Raw genomic sequence first — 17,435 nt, forward strand, 5'->3', positions numbered from 1 at the left:
GCACCGCGCCGGGACCGCTCCCCGCACGACGGACGCCCCGGCGGTCGCTCCCGGCGCGGAACAGGCCGCCCGGGCGCGGGAGGACGCCGGCTCAAGCGCCCCGGAGGCGAACCGAGCCGGACTCAGCGCAGCGTCGTGAGCGCCGCGCCCGAGTCGAGCACCGCCGACAGCTCGGCCCGGGCGCCCTGCTCGGCCCGTACCGCCATCGTCGGGCCCTTCGAGGTGCCGGTCACGCCGCCCGTGGCCTTGATCCGCGTCACGTCACGGCTGCCCGCGGCCAGCAGGTACCAGTGGCCGGCGGTGGACTTCCACAGAGCCCCGGCCAGCACCCGCGGCATCCCCCGGCCGCACGCCCCGCCGTCCCGGCCGCTCTGGCCCACCGGCGCGCCCGGGGTGCCGGGCTCGGACACCGGGGGCAGGAACAGCGCCAGGGCCCGGCCCTCGGTGCCGCGCCAGGTGTCGGCGCGGGCGCAGACCCACGAGGCCTGACCGTTGTCCTCCGGCAGCCGCTGCGTCGCGTACCGCCAGACGTTGACCGACCGGGTGCCCAGGCCGCTCATGGAGGACAGGTTGCAGGCCGTCCGGGCCATGTTCGCCAGCGCCGTGGGGCCGGTCGCCTCCAGCGGCGTGCCCACCCCCGGTGGCTGGTACGTCAGGTGCGCCGGCACGAGGTCGCCGAGGTCGGTGAGGAGGAACGGCCGGTCCGCGCCGAGCCCGCCGTCGGCGCGGAACTGCAGCGCGGGCCAGGTGTCCCCGCACACCCCGGGACGGCTGTCCGCACCCGGCATCCGCACCGGCTCGGTCACCCCGTCCGCCGTGCGGTCCAGCCTCGCCGGGGCGCGCCCCGGGTCCCGCAGGTCGCGCGAGGCCGCCTCGGCGACCCAGGGGGCGGTCAGGAACCGGGTGTTGCCGTCCGTCCGGCCGAGCACCACGGCCGCCGTGGTCACGCCCGCGCCGTCGACCCGGGCGAAGTCCAGGGCCGCCGAGCCCCCGCCGTCCCGCGGCTCGGCGTACCGCACCAGCCGCAGGCCGTCGTACATCAGCACCACCGTGGCGCCGTCCACGTCCCCCGCGTACAGCAACTGCGGCTGCTGCACGGGCAGTCCCTCGGCGGTGCCCTTGGTCGCCGACACCGAGACCCGGGCGGAGGGCTGCGCCCACACCGCCATCGCCCGGCCCAGCAGCGCCCGGTCGCCGGCGCGTCCGCCACGGGTCGGCCAGGCGGTGAAGTCCACCCGGGAGGCGCGGGTCCACGCGGTGTCCTTCACCCGCACCAGCTTCGCCGGGTCCAGCAGCCCCGCGGTGCCGTACGCGCCCGGTGACCCGCCCGCCGCGTACGGGTCCTGCCCGCCGGTCAGCACCGCGACGAGGGTCGCGGTGACGGCGATCGCGCCCGCCGCGATGAGGCCCACCCTTACGTGCTGGCGCCTGCGCAGCAGATCCGTCGGCCGGGCGTGCACCGTGCACGGGTCGAACCCGCTGCCGCCCAGCAGCAACCCCTCCGGAACCGCCTTGGCGGCCTTCAGCGCACCCCGCGGGTCGGCCACCCCGGCGGCCACCAGCAGCCTGCGCACCTCGCGGCCGTCCGCGTGCCGGGGCCGCTCCAGCTCCAGCAGCGCGTACGCCGCCCGCCCGGCCGCGTTCAGCCCGGACAGCGCCCGGTCCAGCTCCGCCTCGTCCGTCCCGGTCGCCTTGGTGTGCAGCCGCAGGCCCAGGACGTACGGCGCCGGACCGCCCACCAGGGTCCGGCGCAACCGGCCCCGCCAGCCCCGCTCGCGCCCGAACGCCAGCGCCGTGTCCAGCACTTCCTGCCGCACCAGGGCGTACGCCGGGTCCATGGTGCCCCGCGGCCCGGCCACGTCGGCCACGGCCGGGTCCGGTTCGCACGGCGAGCGCGGCAGCGCGCCCTGCGTCAGGGTGTGGGCGGTCAGTACCCTCCGGTGCCGGCCGAGCGACGGCGGCAGCGTCAGATAGGCCAGCCGGACCAGGTGCGGGTAGTTCTCGACGAGTGCGGCCTCCGCCTCCTCGACGTCCACGATGACGGGTGCGCCGTGCCGGGGACGGGTGGCGGTCGCGTGCTGGGCGTTCACGTTCCGTTGAACGAGTGAATCCTGGGATGGTCACTCCGCCGCCCGCGCACCACCCCCGGTACGGGAGCCGCCACGTGCCCTCGGGGCAGGCGTTGTCGGTGCCCACCGCCATGATGGCCGCATGCACGAGACGGACTGGGCCCGGCTGTTCCACGCCTACGGCGCCGCGACGGACACCCCGCGGCATCTGGCCGCCCTGCGCGGCGGCCGGGAGGCGGAGGTGGCGGCCGCCCTGGAGCACCTCAACGGGGCGATCGTGCACCAGGGCACGCCCTGGCCCGCCACACCGCCGGCCGTCCGGCAGGTCGCGGAGCTTCTTGCCGGGGAGCACCCGGCCGGACCGCGATCGGCGCTGCTGGGCTTCCTGCGGTACGCGGCGGAGGCGGCGCCCGGCCCGGCGGAGGCCGAGGCGTGCCGGGCGCGGGCGTTCCCGGCGGACGGCGCGGCGATCGGCGCCTGGGAGGAGGCCTGGGCGAACGCGGACGAGGAGGAGCAGGAGGCCCTCTGGGACGGGGAGACGGCCGACCTGGCGGTCCTTCGCGCGGCCGTCGGGGTGTTCGACGCCCTGCCCGCCGTCCACGCGGCCGCCGCCGTCCATCTGACCGACCCCGACCCGGAGGTGCGGGCCGCCGCGGCCGCCTGCGTGGCGATCACGGCCGCCCACCCGGCGCTCGCCGGCCGGAGGCAGGAGGTGGTCCGGGTGCTCACCACGGCCTCGCGCACCGCCGGGACGGACGAGCGCGCCGCCCTCGCCGTCCACCTGGGGGAGCTGGGCGAGGCGCCGCGGTCCCTCCTCGCCGACCCCGAACCGGCCGTGCGTGTCTGCGCCGCGCTCGCCCCCGCCCTCGAGGGCGACGAGGACGCGGACGCGGTGCTGCTGGAGGCCCTGCGCGACCCCGCGGCGCTCGACGCGGCGTTCGGGCGCACCCCGGCCACCTTTCCCGGCCGCCCCCGCTTCACCGTCTCCGCCGCGGTGTGCCGGCGCGTCACCGACCCCGAGCGGCTGCTGCCCGCGGCCCTGGCCGTCCTGCCGCTGCTCCAGTGGCGGTACCCGAACCCGGACCTCGGCCCCTACCTGCCGCTGCTCTTCCCCGACGGCTGGCCCGCCGCCCATGCCGCCACCCCGCCGCAGCGCGCCTACGCCGCCGCCCTGGCCGCGCACGACACCTTGTGGGACCCGCGCGGCGGCAACCGGGGCGCCCTCTTCGCCCCGCTCGGGCTGCCCGACGACCGCGCCGCGTGGCGGGCCCTGAGCGCGACGTCCGAATCCCGCCGGACCTCCTGACCCGGCCCGGCGACGCTGGGGGGCATGGACACCCATCGCACCACGTACGAGATCCGGGCCCTCGACCCGGCCGTGGCACAGGAGCTGCGGGGCCTCGACGACGCCGGTCTCGTCCCCCGCCCCGAGCCCGACCCGGAGGGCGGCGCCCCGCTCCGCTGCTGCCTGCGGCGCAGCGCGCCGGGGGAGCGGATCGCCCTGGCCGGCTACGCGCCGCTGCGGCGCTGGGCCGCCGCGACCGGGGCCGACCCCGGCCCGTACGCCGAGACCGGTCCGGTCTTCGTGCACGCCGCCGCCGGGGACTGCCCCGGCGCGCCGGACGGCTCCGGCTACCCCGCCGCCCTCCACGGCGACCGGCGGGTCTTCCGCTGCTACGACTCCCGTGGCCGCATCCTCGGCGGCCGCCTGGTGCAGCTGACCGCGGACGAGGTCGGCGCGGGCGCCGCCGACGCCGTCCTCGCGGCCCGGTTCGCCGACCCGCGGGTCGCCCTGGTGCACGTACGGGCCGTGGAGTACGGCTGCTTCCTCTTCGAGGCCGTCCGCACCCCTTGAACGCGCCGAGGGCGCCCGGCGGGTGGCCGGGCGCCCTCGGGGACGGTGCGGAGCGTCAGACGAGCTCGGCCTTCTCCAGCGCCGAGCAGCAGGTGCCGACGATGAGGCGGGTGACGACGTAGGGGTCGACGTTGGCGTTGGGCCGGCGGTCCTCGATGTAGCCCTTCTTGTCGACCTCGACCTGCCAGGGGATGCGGACCGAGGCGCCGCGGTCGGAGACGCCGTAGCTGTACTCGCTCCAGGGGGCGGTCTCGTGGGCGCCGGTCAGGCGGGCCTCGACGCCGGAGCCGTAGTTCTTGATGTGCTCCATCGGCTTGTCGTCGCGGCCGAGGGCCTCGCAGGCCTCGACGATCGCGTCGTAGCCCTCGCGCATGGCCTTGGTGGAGAAGTTGGTGTGCGCGCCCGCGCCGTTCCAGTCGCCCTTGGCCGGCTTGGGGTCGAGGGTGGCGGAGACGCCGAACTCCTCGGCGGTGCGGTAGAGCAGCCAGCGCGCGACCCACAGCTGGTCGGCGACCTCCAGCGGGCTCAGCGGGCCGACCTGGAACTCCCACTGACCGGGCATGACCTCGGCGTTGATGCCGGAGATGCCCAGACCGGCGGCGAGGCAGTTGTCGAGGTGCGTCTCGACGATCTCGCGGCCGAAGATCTCGTCGGCGCCGACGCCGCAGTAGTAGCCGCCCTGCGGGGCCGGGTAGCCGGCCTCGGGGAAGCCCAGCGGGCGCGAGCCCTGGAAGAAGGTGTACTCCTGCTCGATGCCGAACAGCGACTCCTGGCCCGCGAACCGCTCCGCGACCGGGCGCAGCAGGGCACGGGTGTTGGAGGAGTGCGGCGTGCCGTCGATGTCGAAGACCTCGCACAGCACCAGCAGGTTCGCGCCGCCGCGGATCGGGTCCGGGTAGGTGGCGACCGGCTTGAGCACACGGTCCGAGCTGTGGCCCTGGGCCTGGTTGGTGCTGGAGCCGTCGAAGCCCCACACACCGGGCTCCGCACCGTCGGCGAGGATCTTGGTCTTCGAGCGCAGCTTGGCGGTCGGCTCGGTACCGTCGATCCAGATGTACTCGGCCTTGTAGCTCACGGGCGTCATCCTTGGTGGCGTGTGCCTTGCGGGGCGGGTGGTGTTGCCGCTGCAGCCTCACAACCTGCGATTTCGCATCCATTGCCCGTGTGTTAACCCGATGTGAACGCGCTGCCGTCCCACCTGGCGGACACCCCGGCCCGATGGGCGCCCAGCCCTGCCACGGTCGCCGAAACACCCCCGTACGCCCGGCGGCCGGCGGGCCGGAGCGGCCCTCCGCCGCCCCGGTGCCGGGGCCCCGCGGACCGTCGTGACCAGGGACGTAGGGTGTGTGCCATGCCTCACATCACCGTGGACTACACAGGCAACCTCGCGGACGCCTTCGACCGGCGCGGCTTCGCGACCGCGTTGCACCCGCTGGTCGCCAAGACCATCGACACCAGGGTGGAGGCGTGCAAGACCCGCTTCCTCCGGTCCGACGAGTACGTCCTCGCCGACGGCGGTCCCGAGCACGCGCTCGTCCTCGTCCGCGCCGCCGTCCTGTCCGGGCGCACGCCCGAGGCCAAGACGCGGCTGAGCGAGGGCGTCCTGGAACTGCTGCGGGAGCACCTCGCGCCGACCCCGGGGCTGAGCGTGCAGACCGCCGTCGACATCGTCGACCTCGACCGCACCTGGTACCGCAGCCACACCGAGCCGGCGGGGGAGCGGTGACCATGCGCATCGGACTTCTCGGCACCGGCCCCTGGGCGGAGATCGCCCACGGCCCCGCCCTCGCCGCTCACCCCGACGTCGAGTTCACCGGGATCTGGGGCCGCCGCCCCGAGGCGGCGGCCGCACTCGCCGCGACCCTCGGCACCCGCGCCTACGCCGACGTGGACGAGCTCATCGGCGACGTGGACGCGGTGGCGATCGCCCTGCCCCCGGACGTGCAGGCCCCGCTGGCCGCGCGTGCCGCCGCGGCCGGCCGGCACCTGCTGCTCGACAAGCCGGTCGCGACGACGGTGACCGACGCCCGCCGCGTCGCCGACGCCGCCGAGGCCGCCGGGGTCGCGTCGGTGGTCTTCTTCACCCTGCGCTTCGACGCCACGAGTTCCGCCTGGATCGACGAGCAGGCCGCCCGGGACGGCTGGTTCACCGCCCGCGCGGAGTGGCTCGGCTCGGTGTTCACCTCCGGGGACAGCCCCTTCGCCGACTCCCCCTGGCGGCGTGAGAAGGGCGCGCTGTGGGACGTCGGACCGCACGCGCTGTCCGTGCTCCTGCCCGTCCTCGGGGACGTCACCGCTCTCACCGCCGTCCAGGGCCCCGGCGACACCGTCCACCTGGTGCTGCGGCACGACGGCGGCGCCTCCAGCACGGCGGCGCTGAGCCTCACCGCCCCTCCGGCGGCCGCCGGCATGACCGTCGAGCTGCGCGGCACCAGCGGCGTCGCCTCGCTCCCCGACCGCGCCGACGGGCCCGTGCCCGCCTTCGGCAACGCCATCGACGCCCTGCTCACGGCCGTGCGCACCGGCGTCCCCCACCCCTGCGACGCCCGTTTCGCGGCGCGCGTGACGGAGTTGCTGGTCTCGGCCGACCCTGTGTGACGCGCCGTCAGGGGCAGGACTCTGGCGGGCGACTTGCGAAGTGCCTATCGTTTTGGGTATGGCAGCGGACTGGTGGTCCATCGAAGTCCTCAACGCCAGCACACCCGCCGCGGCATGGCGTGACGCGTACGCGCCGACGCTTGTCGAGTCGGCGGTCACCAACCGTGCGCTGGCGTGGGAATGGCACACGTACGGGTGGGGTGTCGTCTTCGAGTTGTGCTTCCGTGAAGAGGAGCACTGGCTCGGGTGGCGCGCCCTGCCCGGTACTCGCGCGGCGCTCGACGCCGTCCCCGATCCCGTCTCCGGCATCCTGGTCCACCGCGGTCGCGGCGGCACCAGCGGAGCGTTCGTCCCCCGCGCCCCGCACCGTTCGCCGGGCGCGGCCGCGGTGGGCCTCCCCGAGCCGCCGCCGGAACCCTCCGGCGCCGCCGTCCTGTGCGAACGGGCGGCGCCCGTCTGACGCCCTCGGCGCACGCCGCGCCGTACGCGCGTCCGGCGCGGCGGGAAGAATGCGCGCCGGTGCGGCCTTGTACGGATCATGAAGGCCATCGTGTACACGGAAGGCGGCGGCCCCGAGGTGCTGCGCCTGACCGAGCGGCCGCTTCCGCAGCCGGGTCCGGGCGAGGTGCGGGTACGGGTCGAGGTGTCGGGGGTCAACCCGACGGACTGGAAGTCGCGGCGCGGCGGGCCGCCCGCCACAGTCGCGGAGCAGGTGCCGAACCAGGACGGCGCCGGGGTGGTGGACGCCGTCGGGGAGGGCGTCGACCCCGGACGGACCGGTGAGCGGGTCTGGCTGTGGGAGGCCGCCTGGCAGCGGGCGGACGGCACCGCCCAGGAGTACGTGACGCTTCCCGGGGCACACGCGGTGCCGCTGCCCGCGACCGCGTCCTTCGACACCGGCGCGAGCCTCGGGATCCCCGCGATGACCGCGCATCGCGCGCTGACCGTGGCGGAAGGCGGCCCGGCCCGGCTCGCCCCGGGCGTCCTCGGCGGCCGGAACGTCCTGGTCGCGGGCGGGGCGGGCGCGGTCGGCCACGCGGCGATCCAGCTCGCGCGCTGGGCGGGGGCGTTCGTCGTGGCCACGGTCAGCAACCCCTACAAGGCGGAGCTCGCCCGTGCCGCGGGGGCGCACCACATCGTGGACTACACGGCCCCCGACCCGGCCGCGGAGATCCGCCGTGCCGCACCGGAGGGCGTGGACATCGTCGTGGAGGTCGCCGTGGCGGTGAACAGCGGGCTCGACCTGGCGGTGCTGGCGCCGAACAGCGTCGTCGCCTACTACGCGGACAACGGCGGCGCCGAGTTCACGCTGCCCGTCAGGGAGACCTTCGCCCGCAATCTGCGCTGGCACGGCGTGCTCGTCTACACCATGCCGGACGCCGCGAAGCGCGAGGCGGTCGCGGCCGTCACCGCGGCCCTGCGGGACGGCGCCCTGCGGTCCGGCGAGGAGTCGGGGCTGCCGCTGCACCGCTTCCCGCTGGAGCGCACCGCCGACGCCCACGCGGCGGTGGAGGACGGCGTGGTCGGCAAGGTCGTCGTGGACGTGTAGGCACGGGCGGCGGGCGGTGCGGCTGTCGCGTTTGTTCAAGACCGCCCGCCGCCCGCCTCCGCAGGATGGGCGCATGACCGAACCGCACGCATTGATGATCGAAGCCGCCGCCGAGGCCGCCCGGGTCGCCCGCGGTGTGGGCGGCGACCCCGCCCGCCTCTCCGCGCCCACCCCGTGCGGGGAGTGGGACACCCGCACGCTGCTCAACCACTGGATCCTCTACACCTCGCACGGCCTGGAGCACCGGGCGCTGCGCAGGCGGCTGCCCGAGGAGCTCACCGCCCGCGACTTCACCGCCGCCCCGGACTGGGCCGGGGCGTACGCGGAGCAACTGGACCGCGCCGTCGCGGCGTGGGCGGCGCCGGAGGTGTGGGAGGGCGAGCTCGATCTGGGGCACGAGCAGATGCCGGCCGCCGAGGTCGCCTCGATGATCGTCAAGGAGCTCGCCGTCCACGGCTGGGACGTGGCCCGGGCCACCGGCCAGGAGTACCGCTGCGGCCCGGGGCTCGGCGCGTTCGTGCTGGAGGTCGTCGACCGGTACGCCGAGGTCTACCGCCGCTACGAGGGCTTCGCCGCGCCGGTCATGCTCCCGGACCCCGCCGCGGCCACGGCCTTCGAGCGGGCCCTGGCCCTGTCCGGCCGCACTCCCGCGCGCTGACCGCGGCCCGCTCGTGGGCCGCGGCCTATGCGCCGATGACGCCCGTGCCCAGCAGGCCGAAGAGCAGGGTGCCGATCACGAGCCGGTAGACGATGAACGCGTTGAACGAGTGCTTGGCCACGAACTTCAGCAGCCAGGCGATCGACCCGTACGCGACGACGAAGGACACGACCGTCCCGACGATCAGCGGCGCGGTGTCGACCCCGGCGCCGAGCGCGTCCTTCAGCTCGTACAGGCCGGCGCCGGTCAGGGCGGGGATGCCCAGGAAGAAGGAGAGGCGCGTCGCGGCGACCCGGTCCAGGTCGAGGATGAGCGCGGTGGACATCGTCGCGCCGGAGCGGGAGAAGCCGGGGAAGAGCAGGGCGAGGATCTGCGAGGAGCCGACGAGCATCGCGTCCTTGAACGTGGTGTCGTCCTCGCCCCGCTTGTGGCGGCCCATCTGGTCGGCCGCCCACATCACACCGCTGCCGACGATCAGCGATCCCGCGACCACCCACAGTGAGGCCAGCGGTCCCTCGATGAGCGGCTTGGCCGCCAGGCCGACGACGACGATCGGGATCGTCGCGAAGATCACCCACCAGCCGAACTTGTAGTCGTGGTGGTACCGCTCCTCGCGGTTGGCGATGCCGGTGAACCACGCCTTGCAGATCCGGACGATGTCCTTGAAGAAGTAGACCAGCACGGCCGCGATCGCGCCCGACTGGATGACCGCGGAGAAGGCGACGACGGCCTTGTCGTCCACCGGGATGCCCATCAGGCCTTCGGTGATCTTCAGGTGGCCGGTGGACGAGATCGGGAGGAACTCGGTGACCCCCTCCACGACGCCGAGCACAGCTGCCTGACCGATACTGATGGCGCTCATGGGACCCATCTCTGCGGAGTACGTGGCGTGCCCGGGCCTGCACCGGCCGGAGCCCTACGGAGTGTAAGAGAAGTCCCGCGCCCCCCGCGAACCAGGTCCGCCCCGACCGCACGCCCCGAAGGCCTGTCCCGGCGGGCGGCGACCTCGCGAACAGGGAGGACGCGCCCGAGTGCGGTCCGGCGGCATGTCGCGCATGTCACATCACCGGCATTCCGTATGAAATAACAGACAAGGGTGTGTCTGCCTCGAAAAGCGCACAGAAGGCACATCGGTGATGCCGTCGCGGTGCGGCCGTGCAGTGGGTTCCGGCTCCCGGTGGCGGGGGAGGCGAGTCGTACCGCCCGCCTCTCCCACCCCCGGCCCCTGCGTGCGCGGATGGACGGGGGGTGCCCCCAAGTCCCCTGCGGTGCAGGGACGGTGCGACGCAGGGCTCGAACAGGCCCGGGTGTGGGCAATACTGGCGGCCGCATGCCTGCGTAGGAGCCTTTCATGTCGATGATCAGCAATCTCCGCCAAGCCGTCCGCCTCACCCACATACGCCAACGGCGTGTGGACCTCAGCCACCCGGCGCGTTCCCCGCTGGGCAGCTCGGTGGTGAACTGCGTGGTCTACGCGGACGGACTGCGGCAGGACGACTGCGCCGCGTACGAGGCGATCGCCCGGGTCCGCAAGTCCGGCCGGGGCTTCGTGTGGATCGGGCTCCACGAGCCGACGGAGGCGGAGTTCGCCGGTGTCGCCGAGTTGTTCGGACTCCACCCGCTCGCCGTCGAGGACGCCGTCCACGCCCAGCAGCGGCCCAAGCTGGAGCAGTACGGCGACACCCTGTTCACCGTCCTCAAGACCGCCCGCTACGTCGAGCACGACCGGCTCACCGCGACCAGCGAGGTCGTGGAGACCGGCGACATCATGGTCTTCACCGGCGCCGACTTCGTCATCACGGTGCGCCACGGCGGCCACGGCTCCCTCGGCCCGCTCCGCGAGGGCCTGGAGACCGTCCCCGACCAGCTCTCCAAGGGGCCGGCCGCCGTCCTGCACGCGATAACCGACCATGTCGTCGACCAGTACCTCGCCGTCACCTCCGCGGTCCACGAGGACATCGAGCAGGTCGAGACGGACGTCTTCTCCGACCATCACGGCCGCGGCACCGACGCCGGCCGGATCTACCAGCTCAAGAGGGAACTGCTGGAGCTCAAGCGGGCCGTGGCCCCGCTCGGCCGCCCCCTGGAGCGGCTCGCCGAGGTCCCCCTGCCCGGCATCGAGGCCGACCTGCGGACCTACTTCCGCGACGCCGCCGACCACCTCGCGCGCGCCAACGAGCAGGTCAACTCCTTCGACGACCTGCTCAACTCGATCCTCCAGGCCAACATCGCGCAGGTGACCATGGCCCAGAACGAGGACATGCGCAAGATCAGCGCCTGGGTCGCCATCCTCGCCGTCCCCACCATGATCTGCGGCCTGTACGGGATGAACTTCGAGCACATGCCGGGGCTCCGCTGGACCTACGGCTATCCGCTCGCCGTGGGCGTCATGGTCGTCATCTGCTTCGTCATCCACCGCGGATTCCGGCGCAACGGCTGGTTGTGAGCAGTGCTGTGTGACATATTACCGGCGTGAGCAAGCCGACGAGCTGCGATGTCCTGGTCGTCGGCGCCGGGATGGTGGGCGCGGCCTGCGCCCTCCACGCCGCGGCGGCCGGGCTCCGCACCGTCCTGGTGGACCGCGGACCGGTGGCCGGCGGCACCACCGGGGCCGGCGAGGGCAATCTGCTGGTGTCCGACAAGGAACCGGGTCCGGAGCTCGGACTCGCCCTGCTCTCCGCCCGGTTGTGGCATGGACTGACCGAACGTCACAACCTGGGCGCGACCGCCGAGTACGAGGCCAAGGGCGGGCTCGTCGTGGCCTCCGGCGAGGAAGGCCTGCGCGCGCTGCTGGACTTCGCCGCCGCCCAGCGGCGCAGCGGCGTCGAGGCGGTGCCCGTACCGGCGGACGGGCTGCGCGAGTTCGAACCCCATCTTGCGGACGGCCTCGCCGGAGGCGTCCACTACCCCCAGGACGCCCAGGTGCAGCCCGCGCTCGCCGCCGCCCGCCTCGTCCGCGCCGCCCGCGACCTGGGCGCCGAGGCCCGGCTCGGCACCACGGTGACGGCGGTGCTCCGCACGCCGGACGGCGCCGTGCGCGGGGTCCGCACCGACCGCGGCGACATCCACGCCCCGGCCGTCGTCAACGCCGCGGGCACCTGGGGCGGCGAGGTGGCCGCGCTCGCCGGGGTACGGCTGCCCGTACTGCCGCGGCGCGGCTTCGTCCTGGTCACCGAGCCCCTCCAGGCGCGCACCGTCCGGCACAAGGTCTACGCGGCGGACTACGTCGCCGACGTCGCCAGCGACTCCGCCGACCTGCAGACCTCCGCCGTCGTCGAGGCCACGGCGGCGGGCCCCGTCCTCATCGGCGCCAGCCGTGAACGCGTCGGCTTCGACCGCACCTTCTCCCTCCCCGTCGCACGCCGTCTCGCCGCCCAGGCCCTCGCCCTCTTCCCGGTGCTCCGGGAGGTCGCGACACTGCGCGCGTACACCGGCTTCCGGCCGTACCTGCCGGACCACCTTCCCGCGATCGGCCCGGACCCCCGTGCCCCCGGGCTCCACCACGCCTGCGGCCACGAGGGCGCCGGCATCGGACTCGCCCCGGCGACCGGCCACTTGATCGCCCAGTGCCTCACCGGGGCCCGCCCCGACCTCGACCTCACCCCCTTCCGCCCCGACCGCTTCCCCGCCGAGGAGGCCACCCCGTGAGCCGCCGCAGCCCCCTGCGCCTGGCCCGCGCCGCACCGGGCCCGGGCTTCACCTTCACCTTCGACGGGCGCGACATCCCCGCCCACCCCGGGCAGTCCGTCGCGGCCGCCCTCTGGTCGGCCGGCGTCCTGTCCTGGCGCACCACCCGCGTCGACGGCGCCCCCCGGGGCGTCTTCTGCGGCATCGGCGTCTGCTTCGACTGCCTCGTCACGGTCAACGGCCGCCCGGGGACGCGCGCCTGCGTCACCGCCGCCCACCCCGGCGACGTCGTCACCCCGCAGGCCGGCACAGGAGAGCTGCCGTGACCGGCGCAGGCGCCGGTCCGGGACCTGGGAGCCGTCGCGGGAGGCGGACGTGAGCGGGATGAGGTACGAGCTGGCCGTCCTGGGTGCCGGCCCGGCGGGGATCGCGGCCGCGCTGGAGGCCGCGGACTCCGGCGTGCGCGTCGCGCTGGTGGACGCCGCGCCCCAGGCGGGCGGGCAGTTCTACCGGCAGCCCGCACCGGGCCTGCGGGCACGCAGGGCCGGGGCCCTGCACCACGCGTGGGGTACCTGGCGGAGGCTGCGCGGGCGCCTTGAGGCCCACATCGAGGCGGGCCGCGTCACCCACCTCCCGGGGTGCCAGGTCTGGTGCGTGGAACCGGGGTTCACCCTGCACACGCTCGAGGCGGGCGCGATCGGCGCGGACGGGGTGGTCCTGGCGACCGGGGGATACGAGAAGGTGCTGCCGTTCCCCGGCTGGACGCTGCCCGGGGTCGTCACGGCGGGTGGCGCGCAGGCGATGCTCAAGGGCGGTCTGGTGCTCCCCGGCCGTACGGTCGTCGTCGCCGGGACGGGGCCGCTGCTGCTGCCGGTCGCGGCGGGCCTCGCGGCGGCCGGGGCGCGCGTCGCGGCGCTCGCCGAGGCCGCCGACCCGCGCGACCTGCTGCGGCACGCCGGCGCCGTACCCCTCGGCAAGGCCGTGGAGGGCGCCGTGTACGCCGCCCGCCTGGCCCGGCACGGGATCCGCGTGCGCTGGCGGCACACGGTCGTCGCCGCCCACGGCGTGGACCGCGTCGAGGCGGTCACCCTGGCCGGGCCCGACGGCGCACGGCGCCGTGTCGCATGCGACGCCCTCGCCGTCGGCCACGGGCTGCTGCCGCACACCGACCTCGCCGGCTCCTTCGAGGTGGACGCGGAACAGCGCACCCCCACCCCCGGCGTCTGGGCCGCCGGCGAGGTCACCGGCGTCGGCGGCGCCGAACTCGCCCTCGCCGAGGGGGAGATCGCCGGACGGTCCGCCGCCGCCCGGCTGCGCGGTACGGAGCCCGACCCCGCGGGGTGGGCGACCGCCGTCCGCCGCCGCGAGCGGCTGCGGAGGTTCGCCGCCGTGCTCGACGCCGTCTACCGCCTCCCCGGCGACTGGGCGGAGTCCACCGTCACCGACGACACCGTGGTGTGCCGCTGCGAGGAGGTGCCCGCCTCCGCCGTCCGCGAGGCCGTCCGCGACCTCGGCGCCGGCGACCTCCGCACCGTCAAGCTGCTCACCCGCGCAGGGATGGGCTGGTGCCAGGGCCGTGTCTGCGGCCCCGGCGTCGCCGCTGTCGCCGGATGCCCCTTCACCGACCCCGGGCGGCCCCTCGCCCGGCCCGTGCCGCTCGGCCTGCTGGCCGCTGAGGCAGCCGAAGAGGAAGAGAGGGAACAGCCATGAACAGCACCCCCGACCGTCCGTGGCGCGGCGTGCTCGTCGCCACCGCCCTGCCGCTGCGCGCCGAGGACCTGTCCGTCGACTACGAGGCCTACGCCGCCCACTGCGCCTGGCTGGTGGCGAACGGCTGCGACGGCGTCGTGCCCAACGGCTCGCTCGGCGAGTACCAGGTCCTGACCCCCGCGGAGCGCGCGCGGGTCGTGGAGACGGCCGTCGCCGCGATCGGCGGCGAGCGCGTCGTACCGGGCGTCGCCGCGTACGGCTCCGGCGAGGCGCGCCGCTGGGCCGAGCACGCCGCCGACGCCGGATGCCGGGCCGTGATGCTGCTGCCGCCCAACGCCTACCGCGCGGACGAGCGTTCCGTGCACGCCCACTACGCCGAGGTCGCACGGGCCGGGCTGTCGGTCGTCGCGTACAACAACCCCTACGACACCAAGGTCGACCTGACCCCGCGCCTGCTCGCGGAGCTGCACGACGCCGGCCACATCCAGGCCGTGAAGGAGTTCAGCGGCGACGTGCGCCGCGCCTGGGAGCTGGCCGAACTCGCCCCGGAACTCGACCTGGTGATCGGCGCGGACGACGTGCTGCTCGAACTGGCCGCCGCGGGCGCCAAGGGCTGGGTCGCGGGCTACCCCAACGCCCTGCCCCGGGCGTGCGGCGAGCTCTTCCGCGCCGCGGTCGCCGGGGACACCGGGACCGCGCTGCCGCTTTACCGGTCGCTGCACCCGCTGCTGCGCTGGGACTCCAGGACGGAGTTCGTCCAGGCCATCAAGCTGTCGATGGACCTCGCCGGCCGGTACGGGGGCCCCTGCCGCCCGCCGCGCGTGCCGCTGCTGCCGGAGCAGGAGAAGGACGTCCGGGCCGCCACCGAGGCCGCGATCGCGGCCGGCCTGGCGTAGCCACCCCCGGCCGCGGCCCCGGCACCCGACCCACGAGGAGGACACACCCCCATGCGCAGCAAACTCGTCCTGCACGCGGTGGACTCCCACACCGAGGGCATGCCCACCCGCGTCGTCACCGGCGGCATCGGCACCGTCCCCGGCGCCACCATGAACGAACGCCGCCTCCACTTCCGCGACCACCTCGACCACATCCGGCACCTGCTGATGGACGAGCCCCGCGGCCACGCCGCGATGAGCGGGGCGATCCTGCAGCCGCCCACCCGCCCGGACGCCGACTACGGCGTGATCTACATCGAGGTCTCCGGCTACCTGCCGATGTGCGGGCACGGCACGATCGGCGTGGCGACCGTCCTCGTCGAGACCGGCATGGTGCCGGTGACCGAGCCCGTCACCACGGTCCGCCTCGACACTCCGGCCGGCCTGGTCGTCGCGGAGGTCGCCGTCAGCGACGGCGCGGCGACCGCCGTGACCCTGCGCAACGTCCCCTCGTTCAGCGTCGCACTGGACCGCAAGGCCGTCCTCGCCGACGGCCGCACCGTCACCTACGACCTCGCCTACGGCGGCAACTTCTACGCGATCCTGCCCCTGGACTCCTTCGGCCTGCCCTTCGAGCGGTCCCGCAAGGACGACATCCTCGCTGCCGGCCTCGCGCTGATGGACGCGATCAACGCCGAGGAGCCGCCCGTCCACCCGGAGGACCCCACCATCCGCGGGTGCAAGCACGTCCAGTTGCTGGCGCCCGGCTCCACGGCGGTCCGCTCGCGGCACGCCATGGCCATCCACCCCGGCTGGTTCGACCGCTCGCCGTGCGGCACCGGCACGAGCGCGCGGATGGCGCAGCTGCACGCCCGCGGCGAACTGCCCCTGCACCAGGACTTCGTGAACGAGTCCTTCATCGGCACGCACTTCACCGGGCGGCTCACCGGCACCAGCGAGGTGGCCGGCCTGCCCGCGGTGCTGCCGTCCGTCACCGGCCGCGCCTGGATCACCGGCACGGCCCAGTACCTGCTGGACCCGTCGGACCCTTTCCCCGCCGGATTCGTCCTCTAGCGACCCGGACACCGATACTGGTCGCATACATGCCACGTCGCCGAGGAGGAGCCACCGCATGGCAGCGCACGACGGGCCCGCCCTGCCCGCCCTCGGCGGGCAGCGCTCCGGCAGTTACCGCGAGCTCGTCGCGGACGCCCTGCGCGCGGCGCTGGTCGCGGGGGAGCTCCGCCCCGGCGAGGTGCACTCGGTGCCCGCGCTGGCGGGCCGCTTCGGCATCTCCGCCACGCCCGTCCGCGAGGCGCTGCTGGACCTGGCCAAAGAGGGGCTGCTCGACCCGGTGCCCAACAAGGGCTTCCGGGTGACCGCCGTCTCCGACGGGCAGCTCGACGAGTACACCCACATCCGCTCCCTCATCGAGATCCCGACCGTCACCGGCCTCGCCTCCACCGCCGACGCCACGGCGCTGGAGGCGCTGCGCCCGGCCGCAGAGGAGATCGTCACCGCCGCCGCTGCCGGCGACCTCATCGCCTACGTGGAGGCCGACCGCCGCTTCCACCTCGGGCTGCTCGCGCTCGCCGGCAACGAGCACCTGGTCGAGGTCGTGGGCGACCTGCGCAAGCGCTCCCGGCTGTACGGCCTCACGGCCCTCGCCGAGCGCGGCCTGCTCCGGGCCTCCGCGGAGGAGCACCTGGAACTGCTGGACGTCCTCCTGGCCCGCGACGGCGCGGCCGTACAGGCCGTCATGACCCGCCACCTCGGGCACGTCAGGGGCCTGTGGGCGCGCTGACCGGCGGAGGCGGCCCGGGGCCGTTCTTCGCCGTACGCACCGGGCCGGGGGAGCCGCTGGCGGAGGGATTCGTGCCGCTGGCGGAGGTGTACGCCGGGCGGCCGTCGCCCGCGCTCACCGGCCGGGTCGCGGAGGTCGGGCGGCGGCTCGGCACGGGGGAGCGGCGCGTCGCCGCCTCGCTGGCCCAGCAGGGGCTGGCCGCGCGGCTGTGGTCCGTCGCGCTCGGCCCGGCGGCGCTCACCGGCCGCATGCCCGACCTGTCCGGCGGACGCCTGTGGTGGCACCCCGGCCGGTCGACACCGGACGAGCTGTGGCTGCCGGACGACGCCCCGCAGGTGCCCGCCGGCCGACTGCGCGAGGACGTGCTCCTGGGTCACCTGGTGCCCCTCTGCGAGTCCGTGCACGCGGTGTCGGGCGTCGCGCCCGGGCTGCTGTGGGGCAACGCCGCCTCGGCCCTCGCCGGCACCCTGCGGGTGCTGCGCTCCTGGTGCCTGGGGGAGGGCGCACGGCCCGCCGCGGCCGCCCGTGCCGTCGCGCTGACGGAGGAGCTGATGGCGGACCCCCTGCTGCGCGACGCCGGCGACCTCCGCCTCACCGGACCGGGCGCACCCGCCTACGTCCGCCGCAGCTGCTGCCTGTACTACCGCGTGCCCGGCGGCGGACTGTGCGGGGACTGCGCGCTGCGCTGAG

18 protein-coding genes are annotated in these 17,435 nt (G+C 75.3%); 15 read left to right on the forward strand and 3 right to left on the reverse strand.

Annotated elements, in window-relative coordinates; all coding sequences use genetic code 11:
• Positions 1 to 122: 122 nt before the first annotated feature.
• Positions 123 to 2,090, reverse strand: a complete 1,968-nt coding sequence (locus OIE69_RS28235; RefSeq protein ID WP_326576709.1) for a hypothetical protein — start codon at positions 2,088 to 2,090, stop codon at positions 123 to 125.
• A 121-nt stretch (positions 2,091 to 2,211) separates the two neighbouring features.
• Here OIE69_RS28235 and OIE69_RS28240 point away from each other — a divergent pair, with 121 nt between their 5' ends.
• Entirely contained in the window at positions 2,212 to 3,375 is a 1,164-nt protein-coding gene (locus OIE69_RS28240; protein WP_326576710.1) for a hypothetical protein, read from the forward strand.
• A 24-nt stretch (positions 3,376 to 3,399) separates the two neighbouring features.
• Positions 3,400 to 3,924 (forward strand): DUF1203 domain-containing protein, encoded by a 525-nt coding sequence (locus OIE69_RS28245; RefSeq protein WP_326576711.1) that lies wholly within the window; start codon positions 3,400 to 3,402, stop codon positions 3,922 to 3,924.
• A 55-nt stretch (positions 3,925 to 3,979) separates the two neighbouring features.
• On the opposite strand, the gene glnII is transcribed toward OIE69_RS28245, so the two are convergent.
• On the reverse strand, positions 3,980 to 4,999 hold the full coding sequence (glnII, locus tag OIE69_RS28250) for a glutamine synthetase (protein WP_326576712.1): 1,020 nt from the start codon (positions 4,997 to 4,999) through the stop codon (positions 3,980 to 3,982).
• 276 nt (positions 5,000 to 5,275) lie between these two features.
• Here glnII and OIE69_RS28255 point away from each other — a divergent pair, with 276 nt between their 5' ends.
• The 5 genes from OIE69_RS28255 (at position 5,276) to OIE69_RS28275 (ending at position 8,729) form a co-directional block, all read left to right on the forward strand.
• A complete protein-coding gene (locus OIE69_RS28255; protein WP_326576713.1) occupies positions 5,276 to 5,650 on the forward strand; it encodes a 5-carboxymethyl-2-hydroxymuconate Delta-isomerase in 375 nt (124 codons plus the stop codon).
• 2 nt (positions 5,651 to 5,652) lie between these two features.
• On the forward strand, positions 5,653 to 6,522 hold the full coding sequence (locus OIE69_RS28260; RefSeq protein ID WP_326576714.1) for a Gfo/Idh/MocA family protein: 870 nt from the start codon (positions 5,653 to 5,655) through the stop codon (positions 6,520 to 6,522).
• A 58-nt stretch (positions 6,523 to 6,580) separates the two neighbouring features.
• Positions 6,581 to 6,982 (forward strand): hypothetical protein, encoded by a 402-nt coding sequence (locus OIE69_RS28265; RefSeq protein WP_326576715.1) that lies wholly within the window; start codon positions 6,581 to 6,583, stop codon positions 6,980 to 6,982.
• Between the two features lie 78 nt (positions 6,983 to 7,060).
• Complete coding sequence (locus OIE69_RS28270; RefSeq protein ID WP_326576716.1) at positions 7,061 to 8,071, forward strand: NADPH:quinone reductase; 1,011 nt, start codon at positions 7,061 to 7,063, stop codon at positions 8,069 to 8,071.
• 73 nt (positions 8,072 to 8,144) lie between these two features.
• Positions 8,145 to 8,729 (forward strand): TIGR03086 family metal-binding protein, encoded by a 585-nt coding sequence (locus OIE69_RS28275; RefSeq protein ID WP_326576717.1) that lies wholly within the window; start codon positions 8,145 to 8,147, stop codon positions 8,727 to 8,729.
• 25 nt (positions 8,730 to 8,754) lie between these two features.
• Here the strand turns inward: OIE69_RS28275 and OIE69_RS28280 are convergent, their stop codons facing one another.
• Positions 8,755 to 9,591, reverse strand: coding sequence for an undecaprenyl-diphosphate phosphatase (locus tag OIE69_RS28280; RefSeq protein WP_326576718.1), 837 nt, complete (start codon positions 9,589 to 9,591; stop codon positions 8,755 to 8,757).
• A 489-nt stretch (positions 9,592 to 10,080) separates the two neighbouring features.
• Here OIE69_RS28280 and OIE69_RS28285 point away from each other — a divergent pair, with 489 nt between their 5' ends.
• The 8 genes from OIE69_RS28285 to OIE69_RS28320 are packed head-to-tail and all read left to right on the forward strand — an operon-like array spanning position 10,081 to position 17,434.
• Positions 10,081 to 11,175: a magnesium and cobalt transport protein CorA gene (locus OIE69_RS28285; protein ID WP_326576719.1), complete on the forward strand. Its 1,095-nt coding sequence runs from the start codon at positions 10,081 to 10,083 to the stop codon at positions 11,173 to 11,175.
• 26 nt (positions 11,176 to 11,201) lie between these two features.
• Positions 11,202 to 12,377: an NAD(P)/FAD-dependent oxidoreductase gene (locus OIE69_RS28290; protein WP_326576720.1), complete on the forward strand. Its 1,176-nt coding sequence runs from the start codon at positions 11,202 to 11,204 to the stop codon at positions 12,375 to 12,377.
• Positions 12,374 to 12,682: a (2Fe-2S)-binding protein gene (locus tag OIE69_RS28295; protein WP_326576721.1), complete on the forward strand. Its 309-nt coding sequence runs from the start codon at positions 12,374 to 12,376 to the stop codon at positions 12,680 to 12,682. Before OIE69_RS28290 ends, OIE69_RS28295 begins: the two co-directional genes overlap by 4 nt.
• 58 nt (positions 12,683 to 12,740) lie before the next feature.
• The gene (locus OIE69_RS28300; RefSeq protein WP_326581435.1) at positions 12,741 to 14,066 is read left to right on the forward strand and encodes an FAD/NAD(P)-dependent oxidoreductase; all 1,326 of its coding nucleotides are present in this window, start codon (positions 12,741 to 12,743) and stop codon (positions 14,064 to 14,066) included.
• Positions 14,063 to 14,962: a dihydrodipicolinate synthase family protein gene (locus tag OIE69_RS28305; RefSeq protein WP_326576722.1), complete on the forward strand. Its 900-nt coding sequence runs from the start codon at positions 14,063 to 14,065 to the stop codon at positions 14,960 to 14,962. Before OIE69_RS28300 ends, OIE69_RS28305 begins: the two co-directional genes overlap by 4 nt.
• Positions 14,963 to 15,013: 51 nt before the next feature.
• Positions 15,014 to 16,015 (forward strand): proline racemase family protein, encoded by a 1,002-nt coding sequence (locus OIE69_RS28310; RefSeq protein WP_326576723.1) that lies wholly within the window; start codon positions 15,014 to 15,016, stop codon positions 16,013 to 16,015.
• 58 nt (positions 16,016 to 16,073) lie between these two features.
• Positions 16,074 to 16,745, forward strand: coding sequence for a GntR family transcriptional regulator (locus tag OIE69_RS28315; protein WP_326576724.1), 672 nt, complete (start codon positions 16,074 to 16,076; stop codon positions 16,743 to 16,745).
• Positions 16,733 to 17,434: a (2Fe-2S)-binding protein gene (locus OIE69_RS28320; RefSeq protein ID WP_326576725.1), complete on the forward strand. Its 702-nt coding sequence runs from the start codon at positions 16,733 to 16,735 to the stop codon at positions 17,432 to 17,434. Before OIE69_RS28315 ends, OIE69_RS28320 begins: the two co-directional genes overlap by 13 nt.
• Position 17,435 lies beyond the last annotated feature (1 nt).

The sequence above is a fragment of the Actinacidiphila glaucinigra genome (assembly GCF_035918135.1).
Taxonomy (GTDB): domain Bacteria; phylum Actinomycetota; class Actinomycetes; order Streptomycetales; family Streptomycetaceae; genus Actinacidiphila; species Actinacidiphila glaucinigra.